This is a genomic window from Nostoc sp. DedQUE12b (assembly GCF_034530835.1).
GTDB lineage: Bacteria > Cyanobacteriota > Cyanobacteriia > Cyanobacteriales > Nostocaceae > Nostoc.
The window spans coordinates 124,992-146,877 of record NZ_JAVRCI010000008.1; the positions used below are offsets into that span (position 1 = coordinate 124,992).

Sequence of the window (21,886 nt, forward strand, 5' to 3'; positions counted from 1 at the left end):
ACTCCCCTTCTTTAAACAAACTGTCAACATTGAACTTTAAAATAGAAAATTAGCCCTTATCATTAATAGTCCGGGCTTGAAGCTGATACTGACAGATAATAGCCAATAGCTAAATATTCGATAGCTGATAGCTCAAGATGGATCTTGGAGATTGCTACCGTTTGCTAGGTTTAAGATCGGGAGCTTCTTTTGCTGACATCAAAGCGTCTTACCGACGACTGGCGCAGCAATATCATCCCGATATCAACCCAGATGACAACAAAGCCAAAGATAAATTTATTGCCTTGACCGAGGCTTACAAACTCCTGCTGACGGTAGTACTACCAGAGGAAATTGGCGTACATTCAAGTCAGGTGTCAACGTCTGGACGTGACGACGCCAAGGCAACGCAGCGGCAGAAAACACCAGTAACAACGGTGACAAGCCAACAATCAGAGAAACCAAAGCCGCCGAATCTGTTGGAAATAGAAGAACGGCTGAAGTGGAAGACTTATGAGCAATTGCAGCGATTTTTGCAAGAAAGACGATTTCCCCAAGCGATCGCTCTGGCAGAAGCTTTAGCAGATCGTTTGTCAACAGATGCAGAAGTCCGTCAATGGCTAGCGATCGCCTATCAAATTTGGGGACGGGCGCTAATCTCCGAAAAACAACTACTCAAAGCCAGAATTTATCTTAAAAAAGCTTTGAAAACAGACCCTCATAATAAAAGTCTCTGGTATGAAGTCCAGCGTGATTTCCAGCGCTTGGAGCAAATTTTTTAAAGATTCAAAATTAGCCCTTTCAAGCTAGGTAAAATTTTTGGACAATAATTCTTACTTCTGTGTTATCTGCGACTAATGCAGTTAAATAAATTCCGAAAAAATGCTGAGTCACCTTGAAAGGGCTAGTTCTGAGTATAAAACTTTTACCAAAAACCTTGATTTTAGGATTTTCTTAGAAAAGAAACGCTTCAATTATTACTTTATCTACAGTTAAAAAATACGCTCTTATTTTTCTTTGTTCAGAGTGATTAAAGAGGGTTAATTACTTTAGATTTTTGTTACATACTGAGAAATTTTTTTGCCTACTTACTATAAACAGTTAATCTAGTAAATAAATATAAAATTGAATTTGGAAACCACTCATGGGGATCAGAACAATCACCAGGGTTTTCGGTCTATTCATCTCCACATCGCTAGCATTTACGACCGCCGCTCAGGCTGCGCCGTTCAACAGTCCGGGCTATCCAAACTACCCTTATGAAGGTCGCTACCCGGAATCCACGCCCTGCCGCTACAACCTCCAGCAGAGTAAGAGGGCAACCTGGGCTGGAAGCAACATAACTCTGAAGTACTTCTACAGCGGCCAATGCGGTTCATTCGCACGAATCGACAACGCGCCGCCTTACTGCAAAGTCTACCTCGATCGCACCCGGAGCAGTAACCCCAACCCCACCAGTTGGGACTATGTTGGCGAAACCGTCGATCCGGGCATTAACTTTGCCTACACAAAGGTTGGCAATAATCTCAGTGGCCGCCTTTCCCGCGCGGCCTTAGTCTGCGGCACCGGAACCGTTGTTACCCGCACTAACTGGTACTAAGCGTGATTTTTCACAAGATGTGGAAAAGGGAGAGCGGTTAGCTAATTGCTAGGGCTCGTAAGTTGGAAAGTCTGACCGGAGATTTCTTTATATCGGACTTTCAACAAAATCTAAAATTGGTACGATCATCGCTGCCATCCACGTAGCACTGCTCCCAAGGTAGCGATTCCCTCGACAATCTTCTTAGTTGGTTGAAAGCTAAAAGCTAACCTGATGGCATCATCTCCCTGTCCATTGGGGTAACAACGAGTTCCTGGGAAAAAGCTGATGCCATGTTCATTGGCAGCAGTTAGGAGTGCTTCGGCGCTGATGTCTGGTGGCAATTTACACCATACAAAAAAGCCACCACTTGGTCGCAAAGCAACTACATCACTGGGAAACTCTTGAGCGATCGCTTCCAACAACAAATTACACTTATGTTTGTAGTAGGCGATTAGCTCCTGAATGTGATAATCTAGTTTGCCTGTAGCACAGTAGCGACCAACCACATGGCTGACAAACGGCCCCACAGTCCCTTCACTTTTGAACATTGCCAACCGCTCAATAATTGCTGGATCGCCACAAGCCCAGCCTAGCCGGATACCGGGCGCAATGATTTTCGAGAAGGTATTCACGTATAACACCCACCCCTCCTTGTCAAGGCTTGCTAAGGATGGCATAACTTCGCCTTGGAAGCGCAAATCGCTGTAGGCATCATCTTCTACCACCAACACGCCATACTCAGCCGCTAACGCTACCAGTTTTTGGCGACGAGATAACGGCATAGTAGTGCCTGTGGGATTATGAAAAGTAGGGATAGTGTAAATAAAACGGGGTCGAATACCCTGTTTTTTCAGGTCGCTTAAAGTTTCTTCTAACGCATCTACATCCATTCCCATTTCATCTACAGGAATGGTAATCAGGCGGGCGCCAGCCTGGACAAATCTACTAACTACTCCCAAAAAAGTTGGCCCTTCCACAATTACCACATCACCAGGTTCAAGAAACACATCTGGTAGCAAGCCCAAAATCTGACCAGAACCGTAGCCAATAATCACGCGATCGCGATCGGCAGGAATTCCTTGAGCTTGCAAGCGGAGGATTATTTGTTCATAAAGTTGGGCTGAGGGTGGCCCGTAATTGAGAGCGATCGGAGCTTCTTCTGCCAGTACAGCTGCACTTGCAGCAGACAAGTCAGCATGGGGAAAGAGAATTGGATCAGCCAGACCATAGGCAAAGCTGACGGTAAGGATTTTGGTTAACTCAGTGCCGTAAGTTGGTGGTGTCAGATTTCTAGCTCTTTCGGCAAACAAATCAGTAATTTGATAAGCAGAAGTAGTAGGAGCCATAAGCAATTCAAAATTGGGAGTCAGAATATAGAACACACACAAAGGCAATTAGCGAAAACTTCTACGTATGTATTCTTTCTTATAACATCATGACAAGTATCGTAAATATTGCTTGCTAGTACGAAATTACTATGGCAAAATTAACTAACTTCAAGTGGCAGCAGCTAATTCTAAGTTTAGGCTGCCTACTACTGATTATTGCCTGTCAGAGTTTATATCCCACTACTAACCCAGACACTAAACTTCTCAAGGTGGCCACAGACCCCACCTTTGTCCCTTTTGAATTTCAAACAGCTGACGGTAAGTTAGCAGGTTTTGATATTGATTTGATGAATGCGTTGGCGTCGCCCGCCGCAGGCATCCCTAAAGTAGCAAGTTTTGCAGTCCAGTTTGAAAGTCTGCCCTTTGATGGCATGATTTCGACCTTGCAAGCTAAAAGAGTTGATGCAGCAATTAGTGGAATCACAATTACCGCCGAACGCCTGAAAACAATTGCTTTTTCACGACCTTATTTTAAAGCCGGGCTTGCGATCGCTGTCCGCGAAGACAATCAAAATATTAAAGACTTCAATAGTCTCAAAGGCAAAAAAATTGCTGTCCAAATTGGTTCCACTGGGGCAGATTTTGCCAAAACCATCCCCAACGCCAAAATTAGTACTTTTAATTCTGGCCCAGAATTTTTCCAAGACTTACTCAATGGCAACGTTGATGCTGTGGTTAGCGATGCTTTCGCTACTTTGTATGCGATTAAAAATGGCAAACTCAAAGGCATCAGAGTTGTTGCGGATTTGCTTACCGAAGAATACTACGGGATTGCTATGCCCAAGGATTCACCCCATTTAGATGCAATTAACAAAGGTATAGCAACTTTGTTATCCAATGGCACTTACAAGCAAATTTATCAAAAATGGTTTGACGCTGAACCTCCACAATTGCCAGACTCTTGATAATTGGGCATTGGGCATTGGGCACAAGAGGCAGAGGTGCAGAGGGGAAAAATTAAAATTTACTGCAACTCTCTCCTCTGCTCCTCTGCTCCCCTGCTCCCCTGCTCCCCTGCTTCTTCCTCATCCCCGTCATCTTCTCGCCCCATTCCCCATTTCTAAGGAATTAGCTGCCAATATATGAAATATTTATTTAATATGCGTCACAATTAATACTGCCACCAAAATTCATTGATAAACTACAATCTACCGTAGTCAGGGACAGCCAATTGTGGCACCTTGGATTTTAGTAGCTAGGAGCACCTTGGAACGAATGGGAATAAAGGAACTTCCACTATGCTGATTTGCCCTCAGTGTAAATTTGAAAACCCCAATAGCAATAAATTCTGTCAAAACTGTGGCACGTCCCTGACTCACAAGGTCTGTCCCGAATGCAGTACCGATGATGTACCTGTGAATGCACTACGATGTCATAACTGTGACACAGAATGTGGAACAGTGTTTTGGGCAATTATTGCTAAAGAAACAACTGGGGAAGCTTTGAAAGGAGAAGGGGATGTAGAAGATGTGGGAGGTGAGGGAGATGAACAAGCAATCCCCTCCTCATTTCCTATTTCTCAGATGACATTAGGCTCCTATTTAGACTCCCAAGAGCGCTATCAATTATTAGATGCGCTACCTGCTCAAACGGAAACTGCCTTTATTACTGATGTAGGTGTGAGAGTTCTAGACTGTCAGCCGTATCAAATATCACCGATTGAGGCAATCCTAGAAAGTCAGGAATCAGATTTGCTAACGCCATCAGTGGAAGCGAGTGAAATTCCTCGCCTTGCTAAACTTTATATTGCTTTACAATCCCAAGGTGAGCGGGGGATACCGTCGATTCACGACGCATGGCAGCAAGGTGATATACAGGTATTAATAATCGAAAACCGCTCGGATTGGCAGTATTTACTCGACCTGTGGCAAGAAGAAACAACTAGTTCGTTAAAAATTTTACACTGGTGTTATGAAATGACCCAACTTTGGGCAGTATTGGAACCAGTAAATTGTCGTCAAAGCCTTTTAGATTTGTCGAATTTGCGATTGGATGAAGACCAAACGTTGGCACTACAAAGGTTGTATGTGGAATCACCGAATTCTCAACCTGCCATGAAGTCGTCAGAAGATGCCCAAAGCCAAACATCTACTATTCCAGAGGAGCCGTTAACGATCCAAGCTTTGGGAAGGGTTTGGCAAGCACTATTTAGACAGTCGCAACGGACTCAATTTGGCTCCGTAGTTCAGATGTTGGGGGATTTAGAGGTAGGTAAAATTCAGACGATCGCCCAATTGCGATCGCGTTTGGAGGAAATCTCTATTGAACTAGAAGCACTAGGAACCGCAACTTTGCCCCCAATAAAGGAGAAAAATACTGCTGTGTCCACTACCCCGCAATCAGATGAGTTAGAAGAGATCATTAGCAAAACTGATGATATGCCAACTGTGGTGCTGGCGATGCAGTTAAGTAGCTTAGAAGATGCAGGACGCACAGATGTGGGGCGTCAACGTCATCATAACGAAGACTACTTTGGCATTGAAACCAAAATTAATAAACTGGAGTTACCCAAAAGTCAAGTTTTAGAAGGGCATGGTTTGTATATTCTTTGTGATGGTATGGGTGGACACGCTGGCGGCGAGATAGCCAGCGAGTTAGCAGTCAACACCCTACGGCAATACTTTCAAGAACACTGGATTGGCAACCAGATGCCAACAGAAGATAGCATTCGTGAGGCAGTATATTTGGCTAATGAAGCAATTTACAAGCTCAATCAACAAGATGCCCGTTCTGGAGTTGGACGTATGGGTACAACTTTAGTAATGCTTTTAATTCAAGATACTCAAGCAGCAGTAGCTCATGTGGGAGACAGCCGTCTCTATCGCCTGACGCGCAAGCAGGGACTACAACAAGTCACAGTAGATCACGAAGTTGGGCAACGAGAGATTAACCGAGGAGTAGAAGCAAGCATAGCTTACGCCCGCCCAGATGCTTACCAACTTACCCAAGCCTTGGGGCCTCGTGATGAAAACTCGATTAATCCCGACGTAGGCTTTTTCGACATCAACGAAGATACTCTTCTGCTGTTGGCATCGGACGGTTTATCAGACAATGATTTACTAGAAACCCATTGGCAGGCCCACTTAGAACCCTTACTTAGTTCTGGTGCTAACTTAGAACGGGGTGTTACAGATTTAATTGATTTGGCAAATCAACACAACGGTCACGACAATATTACTGGTATACTTATTCGGGCAAAAGTACGCCCAAATCTGGAAAGTTAATCATAAATGGGCAGGGGAGCAGGGGAGCAGGGGAGCAATACTGCTCGGTTAAAGGGAAAAGGGTAAGGGTAAAAAGATTGGAAGGCTCAATAATATATAAGGTTTTTTCTCCTTTCCCCATTCCCCTTTCCCCATTCCCCATTCCCCTTTCCCCATTCCCCATTCCCTAATCCATTTACCTTGTAGGTTGTATTGTGGTTAGTCTGACCCTGTTAGAACCGCAACAGAAAACGCCCCTCCAGCAGTGGTGCTTTGAGAACTCCTCCATAATTCGGATTGGTCGAGCGGCAGATAATCACGTTGTTTTAACTGATAGTTTAGTTTCGCGGCATCATCTAGAACTAAGAAAAGTCGGTGATGCTAGCAATGGCGATGCTTGGCAGCTGATTAGTCAAGGTACAAATGGGACTTTTCTCAACGGTATCCTTGTACTTCAGAGTCCGTTACCAGATAATTCCTTTTTGCAATTGGCACAGGGAGGCCCAATACTGCAATTCCAAATTCAAGAGGTAACAGTACTGGAAGCTGGTTTGCGATCGCAACAACAAGGCAGAGAAGAAAACGCCGCCGAGACACTTTACTCGGCAAAAAAATCGGCAAATTCATTCTCCACTTGCACGCACGAAGGCAATTCCCCAAACAATCTATTTTGCATCCACTGTGGTCAACCTCTCTCAGTCCAACAGAGAATTCGCCATTATCAGGTGTTGCGAACTCTTGGACAAGGAGGTATGGGTACTACCTATCTGGCTTGGGATGAGGCTGGTCTGATTGCGGGTGTGCCACAACTGCTGGTGTTGAAGCAAATGAATGCTGATATGCTAAAAATTGTCAAAGCTCAAGAGTTATTTGAGCGAGAGGCGCACACTCTCAAATCCCTTAACCATCCTGGAATTCCCAAGTATTATGATTTCTTTGTAGAAGGCGGAAAAAAATACTTGGCAATGGAACTAATCCACGGACAAGATTTGGAGAAACGTGTCTATACCACTGGCCCAGTAACACCAAACCAAGCGATCGCTTGGATGATCCAAACCTGTGATATTCTAGACTATCTTCATAGCCAAGAGCCTCCACTGATTCACCGCGATATCAAACCCGCCAATTTAATGGTGCGAAGTTCAGGAAATCGTATAGTGGTGCTAGATTTTGGCGCAGTTAAAGAAATTGGCACAGCGCCCGGTACTCGAATTGGCGCAGAAGGTTACTGCGCTCCTGAACAAGAACGAGGACAACCTTTAACTCAATCTGATTTGTACGCAATTGGCCCAACGCTGATTTTTCTGCTCACAGGCGAAAACCCGTTCAAGTATTATCGCCAACGAGGACGAAACTTCAGGTTTGATGTGGCAAAAGTTCCCACCATTAGTTCCCAATTAAGAGATGTTATCGATCGCGTTACAGAACCATTGCCACGCGATCGCTATCAAAATGCAAAGGAATTGGCTGCGGCTTTAGCTGTCTGTAAAGTTTAGAGAGTCGGGAGTGTGGAGAGAGGCGATTAATCGTGTCTAGGGAGTGGAGAATTTTAAAAATTTCTATCCCCTATTCCCTATTCCCTACTCTTCATCCCAAGTTTCTACAGCTAGCAATTCACTAACTGGGTCTTGCATACTAAAGCCAAAGTCAAGCAGTTCTTGTTTCCAGTGCTGCCATTCATTACCATAGAGCAGAGCGATTTTCCAGATGCTATCGCTTGGCTTGATAATATTCGATTCTATGAGTGATTGCACATTGCGCTGCAATTTCACCATTGGGTGAATCACTTGCTGAGTCATAACCTCGATTGAATTCTGATTTTGTGGGTAAATGCTTAATTAAAACTGCTTTCCATTCTGCAATTGTTGCCGGCCCGTAGAGTGGTTTAATTTGGTAAAGCTAGTCTTAACTTTTTAACTATACCATAACAAACTCTACTAAGTTACTGATAAATTCGGTTTTGTACGGTAATTACCACCAGAAAATCCCAATTTTACCAAGCGATCCTTAAACTTTTTGCAGAAGCCAGACAAAAGTTTTGGGAGAAGAAGTAAGGGATGTTTATCTTTCCCCTTTTTCCTTTAACCTTTGCCCCTTTTGTTTTTCCCCTTTACCTCTACCTTTTTTCTGCAAGAGTGCAACACTACCTTTCGTAAGATATGTATTGTGGACGCTAACCAGAATAATTACTCCTCAAGGAAGTTCCACGAAGTAGCGTGACTGAGGACTACTGGAAAAATTCTGTTTGTTTCAATTAGGAAAAATATGCTTGCTTGTTGCAATAGCTATAGGATAAGAGCTAGTTTAAAAGTTTTTGACTGACAGGGAAATTTGCAATTGAGTAGAAATGTCTACTCTTTCTGTTAATTTAAATGTTATTTATATTATCGCAAATATCTGGCTTTAGGCGAAATAATTGCAAATCTTTATATTTTAATATTTTGCTCAAAAAATAAGACCTGTTAGGGCGCAGGGTAGGGTTTTGCTTTGAGGTATAGGAGCAATCGCATGGCAAAATTGTCGGTGCAGCATGGGTTAGCATAAAGTTCCCTTGTCTTCATAGTCAGTATTTGAAGTTTGTGTGAAAAATTTTTAGCGAGGATGTTAGTTTCTGTTGAACAGATGGGTATCCTCAGAACGGGAGGCTTGCTGATACCTAAGTATTTACCGCAGCAAGTATGTCAGGCATGGCTGGTTCAGACGAAGAATACCTAATTACCCGCAAAAAACAGATTCAGCGGCGACAAAAGATTGTCACGATAGTGTCGATGTTCTCGTTTTTTGGTTCTACGGTATTTGCAGTAATTCCGGCAATCCAACAGGCTACTCAACCAAAGCCAGCAACTGCGTCTGCTTCTCCTGAGTCAGGATTACAGCAACAGGCGCGCGGGTACGAGTTGGTTTTACAACGGGAACCAGAAAACCAACTTGCTTTAGAAAAACTGTCTTTGCTGCGGTTGCAATTAAAGGATGCTAAAGGTGCAATGGAACCTTTAGAGAAGCTAGTAAAGTTGCACCCCGAACGGCAAGATTACAAAGTTGTATTAGAGCAGATTAAGAAACAAGAGGGAAATAGCGATCGCAGCACAAGTAATCAACCCAAATCTAATTAACAATTTCACTTAAATATTTTTGCGAAATAATTAATTTTTAGATTACAAAAAAATACAAAATGTTTAATGGCAAATCGATTTTAATCACTGGTGGTACAGGCTCCTTCGGCAAACAATTTGTGAAGACGATTCTCAGCCGATATCAACCTCAGAAAGTCATCGTTTATTCACGGGATGAACTGAAGCAGTATGAGATGGCGCAAGAGTTTAACGCACCTGTGATGCGCTATTTTATTGGAGATGTGCGCGATCGCGATCGGTTGCGTCTGGCAATGAGAGGTGTTGATTATGTTATTCATGCTGCGGCACTTAAGCATATTCCTGCTGCTGAATACAACCCAATGGAATGTATTAAAACTAATATTCACGGTGCAAATAATGTTATTGATATTGCCCTTGATCAGGAAGTAGAAAAGGTGATTGCCCTTTCAACAGATAAGGCAGTTAATCCAATTAATCTCTATGGTGCAACCAAGCTAGCAGCCGATAAACTCTTTGTTGCGGCAAATAATATTGTTGGAACAATGAAAACCAGGTTTGCTGTAGTTCGCTACGGTAATGTTGTCGGATCAAGAGGCTCAGTAGTGCCTTTTTTTCAAAAACTAATTCAAGAAAAAGCCACAGAGATTCCTATTACAGATCCACGTATGACCCGCTTTTGGATTACTCTCCAACAGTGTGTAGATTTAGTCATTAACAGTTTTGAAAGAATGCATGGCGGAGAAATATTTGTTCCAAAAATCCCTTCTATGAAAATTACCGATTTAGCTGAAACGCTTGCACCGGGAGTTCCAATTAAAATTATTGGTATTAGACCAGGGGAAAAGCTACATGAGGCCATGTTTTCTTCTGAAGCTTCACATTTAGTATTGGAGTTTGCCGATCATTATGTAATTAGACCAACTATTGAATATGCTCATTCTGTGGATTATGCCTGCAACGCTTTAAGTGAGAAAGGAGTCCCCGTTGCAGAAGGGTTTGAGTATAGCTCTGAGATAAATACAGAATGGCTAAAAGGTTTCCAACTACTCGATATACTGAAGCAATGAGTGACTACATTCCTTATGGAAGGCAAGATATCAGTCAAGAAGATATTGATGCCGTAATTAAAGTTTTGCGCTCGGACTGGATTACTCAAGGCCCAGCTATAGAGAGATTTGAGCAAGCTGTTGCCAACTACTGTAGAACGAAATATGCCATAGCGGTTTCTAGTGCGACAGCTGCATTACATATTGCTTGCCTTGCTGCTGGTTTGGGGCAAGGAGATATTCTGTGGACATCACCAAATACCTTTGTTGCTTCAGCTAATTGTGGACTTTACTGTGGTGCAAAGGTTGACTTTGTTGATATTAACCCAAATACTTATAATTTGAGCGTAGATGAATTAGAAAGTAAGTTAGGTGAGGCAAAAAAGCAAGGTTGTTTGCCCAAAGTCTTAATACCCGTGCATTTTGCAGGGCAATCTTGTGAGATGGAACAAATTGCCGCTTTATCACAGCGTTATGGTTTCAAAATTATCGAAGATGCTTCTCATGCCATTGGCGGAAGCTATCAGAGAAAATCTATTGGTTCCTGCCAATTTTCCGATATGGCGGTTTTTAGCTTTCATCCAGTCAAGATTATCACTACTGGCGAAGGTGGTATGGTGCTTACAAATCAGGAGAAGTTGTATAAAAAATTAATTAGATTGCGAAGTCATGGTATCACTCGCAATCCAGATTTAATGGAAGGTGAACCTCATGGTTCCTGGTATTATCAGCAGTTAGATTTAGGCTTTAACTATCGGATGACGGATATCCAAGCAAGTTTGGGTACTAGCCAAATGCAAAGGTTAGATGAGTTTGTGGAACGCCGTCGCTTTTTAGCTGAACGCTACAATCAGATGCTGCAAGATTTACCACTAGTCTTACCTTGGCAACATCCAGATACAATGTCTAGCTGGCATTTGTATGTGATGCGTTTGCAATTAGACAAAATTAGTAAAACTCACCGACAGGTGTTTGAAGAAATGCGTCGAGATGGAATTGGTGTTAATTTACACTATATTCCGATTCACACTCAGCCATATTATCAAAAACTGGGTTTTAAGTTAGGATATTTTCCAAATGCTGAGAGATATTACCAGGAAGCTATAAGTATTCCTATTTATTATGCATTAACTCAGAATGAGCAAGATCAAGTAGTAATGGCTATAAAACAAACTTTACTATCAGAGAAGATTATGTCATGAAATTAGGTATTGGTACTGCACAATTTGGTTTAGATTACGGAATATCTAATCAAGAAGGAAAAACACCAACAGAGGAAGTAGCAAAAATAATAGAGCTAGCAGGTCAAAATGGAATCCAGGTTTTAGATACAGCCCCTGCTTATGGAACTAGTGAAGAAATTTTAGGAAAGTTAATTCCTGATAATCATAACTTTGAAATTGTGACAAAAACTCCTAAATTTTCTTCAAATTGTATTACATCTGATGATGTTAAACTTTTAGAGAATACTTTCTATCAATCTTTATCTACATTAAATCAATCCTCTATTTATGGTTTATTGATACATCAAGCTAAAGATTTACTAGCAAATAATGGACAATCTCTGATGGAGAAAATGCTCCATCTTAAGGAAAAAAAAATGATCAAAAAAATAGGAGTGTCTGTTTATTCTCAAGAAGAAATTGAAAGTGTTTTAGAAAAGTATCCAATAGATTTAATTCAGTTACCTATTAACGTCTTGGATCAAAGGCTATTACTCAGTGGAAATTTAAGTTATCTGAAGAAAAATGGTATAGAAATTCATGCGCGTTCCATATTTTTTCAAGGTTTACTATTAATGGAGCCAGAATCTCTGCCATCTTATTTTGATTCTATTAAAAATCATTTAAAAAAATATCATGAAATGCTATCGCAGTATAATATCTCACCATTGCAAGCATCTATAAGTTTCATTAAAAACATCCAGGAAATTGACTCTATAGTTATTGGTATTAATAATATTCAACATTTATCAGAAATTTTATTAGCGTTTAAAGCCAGCTTTTTTTTAGAGGCAAATGTATTTTTACAATTTGCTTTAACAGATAATTTTATATTAAATCCTACAAATTGGAAATTTTAATATGAAACAAGATCAAATTTTTATAGAACGTGAAGGTAATCAGTGGTTTAAACGAAATAAGGCAGTATTAATTGGTTCTACTGAGATTGATTGGGCTTTGCATCTTATCGATTTATTAAAGCCAAAAAGAGAAATTAAAAACATTGTTGATTTGGGTTGCGCTAATGGTTGGCGGCTTAATAAGCTAAGTGAAAAATTTAGAGATATAAATTTAGTTGGTATTGATGCAAGTTTAGAAGCAATTCAAGATGGTAAGCAGCGTTATCCAAATTTAAAATTGTATCAAGGTTTACTAACAAATATCCCTATTAAGTATCAGTTTGATTTAGTGATAATTGGTGCTGTAATGCACTGGATAGACCGTGAAAATCTAGTGAAAACTATAGCTGAAGTAGATAGATTAACCGCCGATGGTGGTATTTTACTTTTAGGTGATTTTTTACCAGATTATCCTCAACGTCGCCACTATCACCACTTGCCAAACGAAAAAATTTATACCTATAAACAAGACTACGCCAAAATATTTGAGGCATTAGTCACTTATCAAGAAATTGCTAAAATCACATCCAATCACGATCAGCGAGAGTTAGCTATACAAGTTTGTGATTCCTCCTCTAGGTGGGTTTGTACTCTTCTGCAAAAGTCTTTACAAGGTTTTTATCAGGAGGTTACATGATTTTGGCAATTCTTCAAGCACGGTTTTCTTCATCCCGTTTTAGGGGAAAGGTGCTCAAGCCAATTCTTGGTGTACCGATGTTAGCACTACAAATTGAACGAATAAAGCGTGCAAAGCTGATTGATAATATTCTGGTTGCCACAAGCAAAGATGTTACAGACGATGCTATTGAAAATTTGTGTATAAATATCAATGTAGAATGTTACCGTGGAAATTTAGATGATGTCCTAGATCGGTTTTACCAAGCGGCTAAATCGCATTCTCCAGAGCATATAGTTAGGTTAACAGGTGATTGCCCACTAGCCGATCCAGATTTAATTGATAATGTTATTAAATTTTATTTAACTGGATGTTTTGATTATGTTAGTAATGCTCTTGAACCCACTTATCCTGATGGCTTGGATATAGAAATATTCCGTTTCAAATGCTTAGAAAAAGCTTGGAAAGAGGCAAAGCTTCCTTCACAAAGGGAGCATGTAACTCCTTTTATGAATCAACAGCCGCACCTTTTTTATATAGGAGGTTATAAGAATAATACTAACTTGTCCCATTTACGTTGGACTGTTGATGAACAATTAGACTTTTCATTAATTGCAAATATCTACGAAGCTTTATATCCAAATAACTCTAAGTTTACGACTCAAGATATTTTAGATTTTTTAGAATTAAATTCCTATTTGAAAAACTTTAATACTTGCTATCAGCGTAACGAAAGTTTACAAAAATCATTACTGGTTGATGAATTGTTTCTAAAAAAGATTGGGGAAGATTAACTATGTCAGAACGTTATTATAATTCAGAAATATTTTTGGCAAGGGCACTTCAAACAATACCATTGGGAACCCAAACTTTTAGTAAGAGTAAAACTCAATATCCCTTTGGTGTTTCTCCTTATTTCATACATAAAGGGTTTGGTAGCCATGTTTGGGATGTTGATGGGAATGAGTATATTGACTTCATCAATGGTTTAGCAGCCATAACACTTGGGTACAGTGACCCAGATGTAAATGCGGCGGTGCTTCAACAAATAGAACAAGGAGTGCTTTTTTCCTTACCTCACCCTATTGAGATGCAGGTGGCTGAAAAACTGGTTGAGATAGTGCCTTGTGCCGAAATGGTACGCTTTAGCAAGAATGCTTCAGATGCAACATCAGGAGCAATTCGCTTAGCTAGGGCTTACACAGGACGAGATCATGTTGCTGTATGCGGCTATCATGGTTGGCACGATTGGTATATTTCCTCTACTACTCGCAATCGAGGAGTACCAAAGCCAGTTCGAGCTTTGACTCACTCTTTTAATTACAATGACTTAGATTCATTGCATCAGATATTTACGCAGTACCCCAATGAAGTTGCTGCGGTAATAATGGAACCGATGAATGTAGTTGAACCCAAAGAAGGCTTTTTAGAAGATGTCAAACAGTTAGCTCATCAAAATAGCGCACTTCTAATTTTTGATGAAACTATTACAGGATTTCGTTTTGCAAATGGGGGAGCACAAGAATATTTCGGTGTAATACCAGACCTAGCAACTTTTGGAAAAGGATTAGCCAATGGTTATCCTGTATCTGCTGTAACAGGTAAAGCGGAGATTATGCAGTTAATGGAGGAAGTCTTTTTCTCTTTTACATTTGGAGGTGAAACACTTTCTTTAACAGCAGCTAAAGCAACAATGAATAAGTTGCAGCAGCTACCAGTTATTGCAACACTGAAAAAGCAAGGGCAAAAAATCATATCAGGTGTGCAGCAACTCATAGAGCATTATCAAATCTCTCATATTTTATCTATATCTGGTCACTCTTGTTGGTCGTTCTTACTTTTTAAAGAAGTAAACCCATATAGCCAATTGCAGATTAAAACCCTTTTTCTCCAAGAAATGTTTGCTAGAGGAATTCTGACCCTTGGAACTCACAATATGAGTTATTGCCATAGTGATTCTGATATAGAAAACCTGCTAACAGCTTACACCCAAGTTTTTCAGATTTTAAAAGATGTAATTGACAATCAATCCTTAGAGAAATATCTCAAATGTCAACCATTAGAACCATTATTTAAAATCAGATGAATTTAGTTTTTTGTGTTGATGCATGTACCCAAATTGGCACTGGTCACTTAATGCGTTGTTTGGCATTAGCTCAAGCTTGGCAGAACACTGAGAAACAGGCAATCTTTTTAATGTCTAACTCAGTTCCTGCGTTAGAACAGAGGCTGCTATCAGAGGGAATAAAAGTAGTTCACCTGTCAGTTTCTTGGGGAAGTATTGAGGATGCAAGGGAAACTGCTAGTTTTGCACGCCAGCTAGATGCAAATTGGTTAGTAGCGGATGGATACCACTTTGGTGCTGAGTATCAACGAGTAATCAAAGATGCTGGTCTAAGCCTGCTATTTATTGATGATTATGCACACGCAGATCACTACTATGCAGATGTGGTCTTGAATCAGAATATTTATGCTCATGAGGGTCTATACACGAGCCGAGAACCTTATACTCAGCTTCTACTGGGTGTGAAATACGCTCTATTACGCCGGGAGTTTTGGCAGTGGCGCGGCTGGAAGAGAGAGACCCCGACGATCGCTCGTAAGATTTTGGTAACATTGGGTGGTAGCGATCCAAATAATGTAACTCTTAAAGTTATAAAAGCCCTGCAATTAGTGGAATTGGATGCCTTGGAAACTGTTGTGGTGGTGGGGGGAAGTAATCCTCATGATGAACAATTGCAATCAGCTTCCTTAGATTCAAGGTTTCCCATCCACTTGAAGAGGAATGTAACTAATATGCCCGAACTAATGGCTTGGGCTGATGTGGCGATCGCAGCTGGTGGCTCTACTAGCTGGGAACTGGCTTTTATGGGTTTACCAAGTATCGTGTTAGTTTTGGCTGACAATCAACGAGCGATCGCACAAAAATTAAATGAAATGGGGGTATCTGTTCATCTTGGTTGGCATGAGGATGTTTCTGCTGCTGAAATAGCGTCGGCGGTTGCTCATTTATTAAGAGCTGCACATACACGAGTAGAAATGACTAGATGTGGTCAAGAGTTAGTAGATGGCGAAGGAAGTAAGCGCGTACTGAAATATCTAGAAGCCAAGTTGTTAAAATTACGCTTGGCGTGCCAAGAAGATTGTCGTTTGTTATGGGAATGGTCAAATGACCCAGAGGTACGGGCTGTTTCCTTTTCCACAAAACTTATACCTTGGGAACATCATGTTCAATGGTTCCAATCACGACTGCATTGTCCTACTTCTATTATCTACATTGGTCTTGATAGAAATGATGTGCCTATTGGTCAATTTCGATATGAGCTAGAGGGCGATAAAGCCATTATTTCCATAAGTATTGATAAAAAATTTCGTTATCAAGGGTATAGTATTCATCTAATTAATTTAGGATGTAAAAAAATATTTTTAAATTCAAATATTACTATTATTAATGCCTATGCAAAGCCCAATAATGAAATATCAATAAAAGCTTTTTTAAAAGCTGGGTTTAAAAATATGGGAAAAACTAAATTAGGAGAACATGAGGTAGTTTATTTAATCAGATACAAATAGAACTCCAGTTGCAAAATAAAATGCGAGAAATTGACATTGCAGGTAAAAAAATCGATGCTAACCATTTACCCTTTGTGGTTGCTGAAATGTCTGGTAATCACAACCAATCATTAGAAGTAGCTCTAAAAATTGTTGAAGCAGCGGCAAAAGCTGGGGTAGATGGTCTGAAAATTCAGACTTATACTGCCGACACAATGACTTTAGATATAGACGAGGGTGAGTTTTATATTCAAGATCCTCAGAGTTTGTGGCTTGGTAAATCACTATATCAGTTATACCAAGAAGCTCATACACCTTGGGAATGGCATAAACCCATATTTGCTCGCTGTAAAGAATTGGGAATAATTGGTTTTAGTACTCCTTTTGATACTACTGCTGTAGATTTTCTTGAATCTCTAGAAGTACCTTGTTATAAAATTGCTTCTTTTGAAAATACTGATTTACCTCTAATTCGCAAAGTTGCCAGCACTGGTAAACCGATGATTATTTCTACTGGTATGGCGACAATTTCGGAGTTAGACGAAACAGTGCGGACAGCACGGGAAGCTGGTTGTCAGGATTTGATACTACTCAAATGCACCAGTACTTATCCAGCTACACCAAAAGATACTAACTTACTGACCATCCCTCATCTGCGCGATTTGTTTAATCTACAGGTGGGGTTATCGGATCACACAATGGGGATTGGTGTTGCTGTTGCAGGCGTTGCTTTAGGGGCTACATTCATAGAGAAACACTTTACCCTCTGTCGGGCTAATGGTGGCGTTGATTCTGCTTTTTCAATGGAACCAGAAGAAATGTCTCAACTGGTTGTTGAAACTAAAAGAGCTTGGCAAGCCTTGGGTAAGACAAATTACGGCCCGATGGAAGCGGAGAGGGCATCTTTGAGTTTTAGGCGATCTCTCTACATTACCCAAGACATGAAGAAGGGAGATATATTTACGCCAGAGAATCTAAAAGCAATACGTCCTGGTCTTGGCTTACCACCAAAGTATTACGACTTTCTCCTGGGTAAACAAATCAAACAAGATGTCAAAACAGGGACACCAGCCAGATGGGATTGGATAATTTAGTTAGAAGCTAGGATAATCGCCCTACGTTGTTGAAAATATGAGAACGAAAATTTTTTTAGATATATTAACAAACTAAGACTTTTTCAATCAATTGAATACTAAAATACGGAAATCAAAAATGTTAACTATAGAAGATGTACTTGCCAGTCAAAAAGACCTCACTCTATTATGTGCCGACCGACCATTACAAACTAATGAAGTATTTTTTGGAAATTTTTTCTATGGCATGGACTCGATTATCAAAAAATATGTAAATTTTCCTGATAAATATCCGCTAAAAGTTTTATTAGTACATGGACTAAGTTTGAGCAACAACCACCTCTGGCAAGCAGAGATAGAATCTCCTTTGCTTAATATACATTGTTATCCAAGTTATCGAGAAGACGTATATATTAACGCAGTTAAAAACTGCGAACCTAAAAAAAATATTATCCCAGCAGCATCACCATTTTTATACGCAAGAGAAATTCTGAAAAGAGAACCAGAGGCAAAACCTAATAGAAGTGGAACTATCTTTTTCCCTTCCCACTCTACTGGTTACGTTACAGTTCAAATGGACTTTGAAGCCCTTGCAGAAGAATTAATACATCTTGATGATGAATATCAACCTGTGACAGTATGTCTGTACTGGAAAGATTTTAACTTAGGTAGGCATATTCCATTTCAAAAAAGAGGAATACAAATAGTTTCCGCTGGACATGTTTTTGACCCTAATTTTTTATTCCGTTTTTATCATCTTTGTTCCATGTATCGGTATGCTTCTGGCAATGATCTAGGAACACACATATTTTATTCTATCAAATCGGGTTGTTCTTACTTTCATCTAAATTCAATTGAGACTACTCAGACGGCTGAAAGTGAAGCTCTACTCAAGCATGATGTTGCATACATACCTCCTGATAGAGAATTAGCTTTAAAGTCACTTTTTGCCGTTCCTCAACCTCAGACTACACCAGCACAGATGGCAATAGTTGATTACTACCTTGGTGCTAAGAATTTTAAATCGAGTCTAGAACTTGGTCAAGAGTTAATTGATGCTGAACTTCTGTTTAGGGGTAAAACGAAATCCAGGATTATTTCTGTATCTCACAAAGTTGTATTTGATAGCAGTTTAAGAATAGATAAAATTTCTAACTACAGCCAATTAAATCAGACAAGTAACATATTATTTAAAAATAAAGAATTACCTTTAGTTAGTATTTGCATTCCTACTTTTAATGGAGAATCATTTATATTAGAAGCTATTGCTAGCGTAATATCTCAAACTTATCCTTATCTAGAAATTATTATTTCTGATGATGATTCTAGCGATCAAACGCTAGAACTGATTAAGCTAATTTTAGAGAAAACTACTGCTGTATTTACACTTATTAAACACGAGACATATGGATTAGCGAATAATTGGAACTTTTGTATTTCTCAAGCTAGAGGTAAATATATAAAATTTTTATTTCAAGATGATTTACTAGAGCCAACCGCTATTGAAGAAATGGTCAATTTGGCTGAACAAGATGAAGAGATAGGTTTGGTTTTTTCACCTAGAACAATTTTTAGTAATAATAACTATGATTCAAACTTTTTAATGCACCACGAAGCTAAAGATGTACACAAATCTTGGTCAACATTAAAGCCAATTCAATCAGGGCAGGAACTTTTGCTAGTTCCAAATATACTTGACAATCCAATTAATAAAATTGGGGAGCCAAGTACAGTTCTTATTAAAAAAGATGTATTTGAAAAAGTAGGCTTATTTAATTCTGAATTTTGTCAGCTTGTAGATTTGGAGATGTGGCTCAGAATTATGAGCCAATACAAAGTTGGTTTTGTTGACAAATTTTTATCTCATTTTAGGATACATCCACAACAACAAACTCGTCGAAACGTTGCTTTAAAAGATGCTATTTTATTAGATTACCAAAAATTCTTTCAAACAATTTACAGTGATGCACGGTATCCTCAAGCAACAAGACAACAAGCTCTTTATAGATATGCAGCTTTGAGTGACCAGAATACTGAATTATGTCAATTACGAAAACAAATAGCAGAAGAATGGTTAAATATTTCAGAGGAACAAATAAAAGATAGTTACGTAAGTCTGCTAGGTAAAACATATCAAATGTTACTGAAGAGTGGCATTAAATACGAAAGCCTAACTGATGAGGAAGAAATTTTTGCTAATGATATAGTTAAAAATATATCTCAAGGTTTTGAGCAGCCAAAAGCAATTCAGTATTTACTAGCAGCTATGCTGTATCGCCGTGCTGACCAGTTACCATTAAAGCATGACCTCTCTCGCATACCTCTTTGGTTACTTAAAGACTATTTGCAATTCCTATTTTCATCCCCAGTTAACTTTCAAGAACCGGGTGATGCAGATAATTACTATTACTATATGCAGGGATGGATTGATTACTTACACACATCAATACTAAAAAATCCTGATTCTTCCTTGTGGCATGAAATAATTAATAACTTTACTTCCATTGCTAATTTTATACCCCTATATTTTAATGAGCATAATCTTAAAGATATTTATGTTAAACGTGGAGAGATTATAGAGTTTTTACTGAATTTGAAGGGATATCAGGTAGATTACGAGTTTGCTGATAGACCTACAAGTAGGAAAAAAATACGCTTGGGTGTCCTGGCTGCACATTTTCTACCTGGTTCTGAAACATTTGCTTACCTGCCGATTTATGAGTATATCAGTAGAGATTTTGAAGTAATTTTGTACTCTCTTAATCAAACTGGTCATCAACTAGAGCAATATTGCCAAAGCTGTGCCAACTTCTTTAAATTACTGCCACAAGATTTAGTAGAACAGGCAAATATTATTCGTGCTGATGACCTCGATATATTATTTATTGCTACCAATGTGACGGCAGTAACAAATCAAATTTGCTTTTTATCAATGCATCGTTTAGCCAGAATACAAATTACAAGTGGCGGATCTGTGGTAACAACAGGAATGCGGCATATAGATTATTACATTTCTGGTACGCTAACCGATCCATCGCCAACGGCAGAACAGCAATATCAAGAAAAGTTGGTGAAACTTGAAGGGTCTGCTCATTGCTTTAGTTATGGTAATGAGGAAGAAAATGTAACTGTCAAAGTCGATCGAGAAAGTTTGGGTATATCCGAAGAAACAGTTATTTTTATCTCTGGTGCTAACTTCTTTAAAATCATCCCGGAACTAATTGATATTTGGGCAAAAATAATTTCTGGAGTTCCAAACTCCGTTTTAGTACTTTTGCCATTTGGACCAAATTGGTCAAATAGTTATCCTAAGAAAACTTTTGTAAATCACTTAAATAAAGTATTTTCAAAGCATGGAATACCAGCAGACCAACTAATAGTCTTAGATCCTCAGCCAGTACCAAACCGCCAAGAAGTTAAAGAATACTTCAAAATTGCCGATATTTATTTAGACTCTTTTCCATTTGCTGGAACAACTTCTTTGATAGAACCACTACAGGTTAATTTACCAGTAATTGCTAGGCGGGGAACTAGCTTTCGCTCTGCAATGGGGGCTGCAATGGTTCAAACACTTGATGTACCTGGTTTAGTTGCAGATAGTGAAGAGTCTTATATACAGTTAGCGATCGCACTTGGCAATAACCCTGAATTCCGCCAACAAAAGAGCGCCGAAATCAAGGAAAAAATGCAAGCTAATCCTAGTTTTCTAGATAGTCGCTCTTACTCAGCTAAAATAGGCAGTCTCTTTCAAGAACTATTTAGTAAATATCTTGCAGATACTCTGAGTCAAAATTTCCGCTTAGGAGATACTAACCTAATTATTTTTCCAGATTGGTTACAGCCAGAAGACCTACTGTATCAAGATTTAGCAAGTGTCATTTCTACTCTCACTACTCACCCAGATAAAAGTAGCTTAACTCTCCTGATAGATACTCACAACATTTCTGAAGAAGAAGCGGATATGCTTTTATCGTCTTTGACCATGAATTTGCTCATGGAAGATGATGTAGATATAACTGAAGGGCCAGAAATTTCTTTGCTAGGGAAGATAAGTGATACACAATGGAAAACTCTTTTGCCCAAAATTCATACTCGAATTACTTTAGCAACAGATAATCAATTTGCGATCGCACAAGCCAAAGCAGAAGCTCTTCCATCCTGCGATGTAGATAGCTTAAGTTTGTAGTAAGCACTTTAGCGTTTAAATTTTTAATTTACCCAATCTTGCCC

At 39.4% G+C, this 21,886-nt stretch carries 17 protein-coding genes; 15 read left to right on the forward strand and 2 right to left on the reverse strand.

From position 1 onward, the window contains the following. The first annotated feature begins 137 nt into the window (after positions 1-137). On the forward strand, positions 138-761 hold the full coding sequence (locus RMY16_RS06565; RefSeq protein WP_322735688.1) for a J domain-containing protein: 624 nt from the start codon (positions 138-140) through the stop codon (positions 759-761). 362 nt (positions 762-1,123) lie between these two features. Continuing rightward, positions 1,124-1,579 carry a hypothetical protein gene (locus RMY16_RS06570; RefSeq protein ID WP_322735690.1) on the forward strand — a complete coding sequence of 152 codons (456 nt, stop codon included), beginning with the start codon at positions 1,124-1,126 and terminating at the stop codon, positions 1,577-1,579. Positions 1,580-1,704: 125 nt separating this feature from the next. Here RMY16_RS06570 and RMY16_RS06575 read toward each other — a convergent pair whose 3' ends face one another. Beyond that, positions 1,705-2,907, reverse strand: a complete 1,203-nt coding sequence (locus RMY16_RS06575; RefSeq protein ID WP_322735692.1) for a PLP-dependent aminotransferase family protein — start codon at positions 2,905-2,907, stop codon at positions 1,705-1,707. Between the two features lie 131 nt (positions 2,908-3,038). On the opposite strand from RMY16_RS06575, the gene RMY16_RS06580 reads away from it, so the two are divergent. The 3 genes from RMY16_RS06580 (at position 3,039) to RMY16_RS06590 (ending at position 7,648) form a co-directional block, all read left to right on the forward strand. Next, positions 3,039-3,854 carry a basic amino acid ABC transporter substrate-binding protein gene (locus tag RMY16_RS06580; RefSeq protein WP_322735693.1) on the forward strand — a complete coding sequence of 272 codons (816 nt, stop codon included), beginning with the start codon at positions 3,039-3,041 and terminating at the stop codon, positions 3,852-3,854. Positions 3,855-4,187: 333 nt separating this feature from the next. Further along, positions 4,188-6,173 carry a serine/threonine phosphatase gene (locus RMY16_RS06585; protein WP_322735695.1) on the forward strand — a complete coding sequence of 662 codons (1,986 nt, stop codon included), beginning with the start codon at positions 4,188-4,190 and terminating at the stop codon, positions 6,171-6,173. 194 nt (positions 6,174-6,367) lie between these two features. Beyond that, on the forward strand, positions 6,368-7,648 hold the full coding sequence (locus RMY16_RS06590; protein WP_322735696.1) for a protein kinase domain-containing protein: 1,281 nt from the start codon (positions 6,368-6,370) through the stop codon (positions 7,646-7,648). 84 nt (positions 7,649-7,732) lie between these two features. Here RMY16_RS06590 and RMY16_RS06595 read toward each other — a convergent pair whose 3' ends face one another. Beyond that, positions 7,733-7,951, reverse strand: a complete 219-nt coding sequence (locus tag RMY16_RS06595; RefSeq protein ID WP_012407469.1) for a DUF4327 family protein — start codon at positions 7,949-7,951, stop codon at positions 7,733-7,735. Positions 7,952-8,839: 888 nt separating this feature from the next. Between RMY16_RS06595 and RMY16_RS06600 the strand changes: the two genes are divergently transcribed. From RMY16_RS06600 to RMY16_RS06645, 10 genes are all read left to right on the forward strand, one after another. After that, on the forward strand, positions 8,840-9,265 hold the full coding sequence (locus RMY16_RS06600) for a tetratricopeptide repeat protein (RefSeq protein WP_322735698.1): 426 nt from the start codon (positions 8,840-8,842) through the stop codon (positions 9,263-9,265). Between the two features lie 59 nt (positions 9,266-9,324). Beyond that, positions 9,325-10,314 carry a UDP-N-acetylglucosamine 4,6-dehydratase (inverting) gene (pseB, locus tag RMY16_RS06605; RefSeq protein ID WP_322735699.1) on the forward strand — a complete coding sequence of 330 codons (990 nt, stop codon included), beginning with the start codon at positions 9,325-9,327 and terminating at the stop codon, positions 10,312-10,314. Beyond that, complete coding sequence (gene pseC / locus RMY16_RS06610) at positions 10,272-11,495, forward strand: UDP-4-amino-4,6-dideoxy-N-acetyl-beta-L-altrosamine transaminase (RefSeq protein ID WP_322735700.1); 1,224 nt, start codon at positions 10,272-10,274, stop codon at positions 11,493-11,495. Before pseB ends, pseC begins: the two co-directional genes overlap by 43 nt. Beyond that, complete coding sequence (locus tag RMY16_RS06615) at positions 11,492-12,376, forward strand: aldo/keto reductase (protein WP_322735702.1); 885 nt, start codon at positions 11,492-11,494, stop codon at positions 12,374-12,376. Before pseC ends, RMY16_RS06615 begins: the two co-directional genes overlap by 4 nt. Before the next feature lies 1 nt (position 12,377). Then, the gene (locus RMY16_RS06620) at positions 12,378-13,052 is read left to right on the forward strand and encodes a class I SAM-dependent methyltransferase (protein ID WP_322735703.1); all 675 of its coding nucleotides are present in this window, start codon (positions 12,378-12,380) and stop codon (positions 13,050-13,052) included. After that, complete coding sequence (locus tag RMY16_RS06625) at positions 13,049-13,825, forward strand: glycosyltransferase family protein (RefSeq protein WP_322735704.1); 777 nt, start codon at positions 13,049-13,051, stop codon at positions 13,823-13,825. The genes RMY16_RS06620 and RMY16_RS06625 overlap by 4 nt, the downstream gene beginning before the upstream one ends. A gap of 2 nt (positions 13,826-13,827) precedes the next feature. Then, complete coding sequence (locus RMY16_RS06630) at positions 13,828-15,117, forward strand: aminotransferase class III-fold pyridoxal phosphate-dependent enzyme (RefSeq protein ID WP_322735706.1); 1,290 nt, start codon at positions 13,828-13,830, stop codon at positions 15,115-15,117. After that, a complete protein-coding gene (gene pseG, locus RMY16_RS06635; RefSeq protein ID WP_322735708.1) occupies positions 15,114-16,604 on the forward strand; it encodes a UDP-2,4-diacetamido-2,4,6-trideoxy-beta-L-altropyranose hydrolase in 1,491 nt (496 codons plus the stop codon). Before RMY16_RS06630 ends, pseG begins: the two co-directional genes overlap by 4 nt. A 20-nt stretch (positions 16,605-16,624) precedes the next feature. After that, entirely contained in the window at positions 16,625-17,677 is a 1,053-nt protein-coding gene (gene pseI, locus RMY16_RS06640; protein WP_322735710.1) for a pseudaminic acid synthase, read from the forward strand. Positions 17,678-17,795: 118 nt separating this feature from the next. Continuing rightward, the gene (locus RMY16_RS06645; protein WP_322735712.1) at positions 17,796-21,842 is read left to right on the forward strand and encodes a glycosyltransferase; all 4,047 of its coding nucleotides are present in this window, start codon (positions 17,796-17,798) and stop codon (positions 21,840-21,842) included. Positions 21,843-21,886: the final 44 nt, after the last annotated feature.

Coding starts and splice junctions, on each gene's coding strand:
- RMY16_RS06565 (WP_322735688.1), top strand. CDS start 138: ATGGATCTTGGAGATTGCTACCGTTTGCTAGGTTTAAGATCGGGAGCT.
- RMY16_RS06570 (WP_322735690.1), top strand. CDS start 1,124: ATGGGGATCAGAACAATCACCAGGGTTTTCGGTCTATTCATCTCCACA.
- RMY16_RS06575 (WP_322735692.1), bottom strand. CDS start 2,907: ATGGCTCCTACTACTTCTGCTTATCAAATTACTGATTTGTTTGCCGAA.
- RMY16_RS06580 (WP_322735693.1), top strand. CDS start 3,039: ATGGCAAAATTAACTAACTTCAAGTGGCAGCAGCTAATTCTAAGTTTA.
- RMY16_RS06585 (WP_322735695.1), top strand. CDS start 4,188: ATGCTGATTTGCCCTCAGTGTAAATTTGAAAACCCCAATAGCAATAAA.
- RMY16_RS06595 (WP_012407469.1), bottom strand. CDS start 7,951: ATGACTCAGCAAGTGATTCACCCAATGGTGAAATTGCAGCGCAATGTG.
- RMY16_RS06600 (WP_322735698.1), top strand. CDS start 8,840: ATGGCTGGTTCAGACGAAGAATACCTAATTACCCGCAAAAAACAGATT.
- pseB (WP_322735699.1), top strand. CDS start 9,325: ATGTTTAATGGCAAATCGATTTTAATCACTGGTGGTACAGGCTCCTTC.
- pseC (WP_322735700.1), top strand. CDS start 10,272: ATGGCTAAAAGGTTTCCAACTACTCGATATACTGAAGCAATGAGTGAC.
- RMY16_RS06615 (WP_322735702.1), top strand. CDS start 11,492: ATGAAATTAGGTATTGGTACTGCACAATTTGGTTTAGATTACGGAATA.
- RMY16_RS06620 (WP_322735703.1), top strand. CDS start 12,378: ATGAAACAAGATCAAATTTTTATAGAACGTGAAGGTAATCAGTGGTTT.
- RMY16_RS06625 (WP_322735704.1), top strand. CDS start 13,049: ATGATTTTGGCAATTCTTCAAGCACGGTTTTCTTCATCCCGTTTTAGG.
- RMY16_RS06630 (WP_322735706.1), top strand. CDS start 13,828: ATGTCAGAACGTTATTATAATTCAGAAATATTTTTGGCAAGGGCACTT.
- pseG (WP_322735708.1), top strand. CDS start 15,114: ATGAATTTAGTTTTTTGTGTTGATGCATGTACCCAAATTGGCACTGGT.
- pseI (WP_322735710.1), top strand. CDS start 16,625: ATGCGAGAAATTGACATTGCAGGTAAAAAAATCGATGCTAACCATTTA.
- RMY16_RS06645 (WP_322735712.1), top strand. CDS start 17,796: ATGTTAACTATAGAAGATGTACTTGCCAGTCAAAAAGACCTCACTCTA.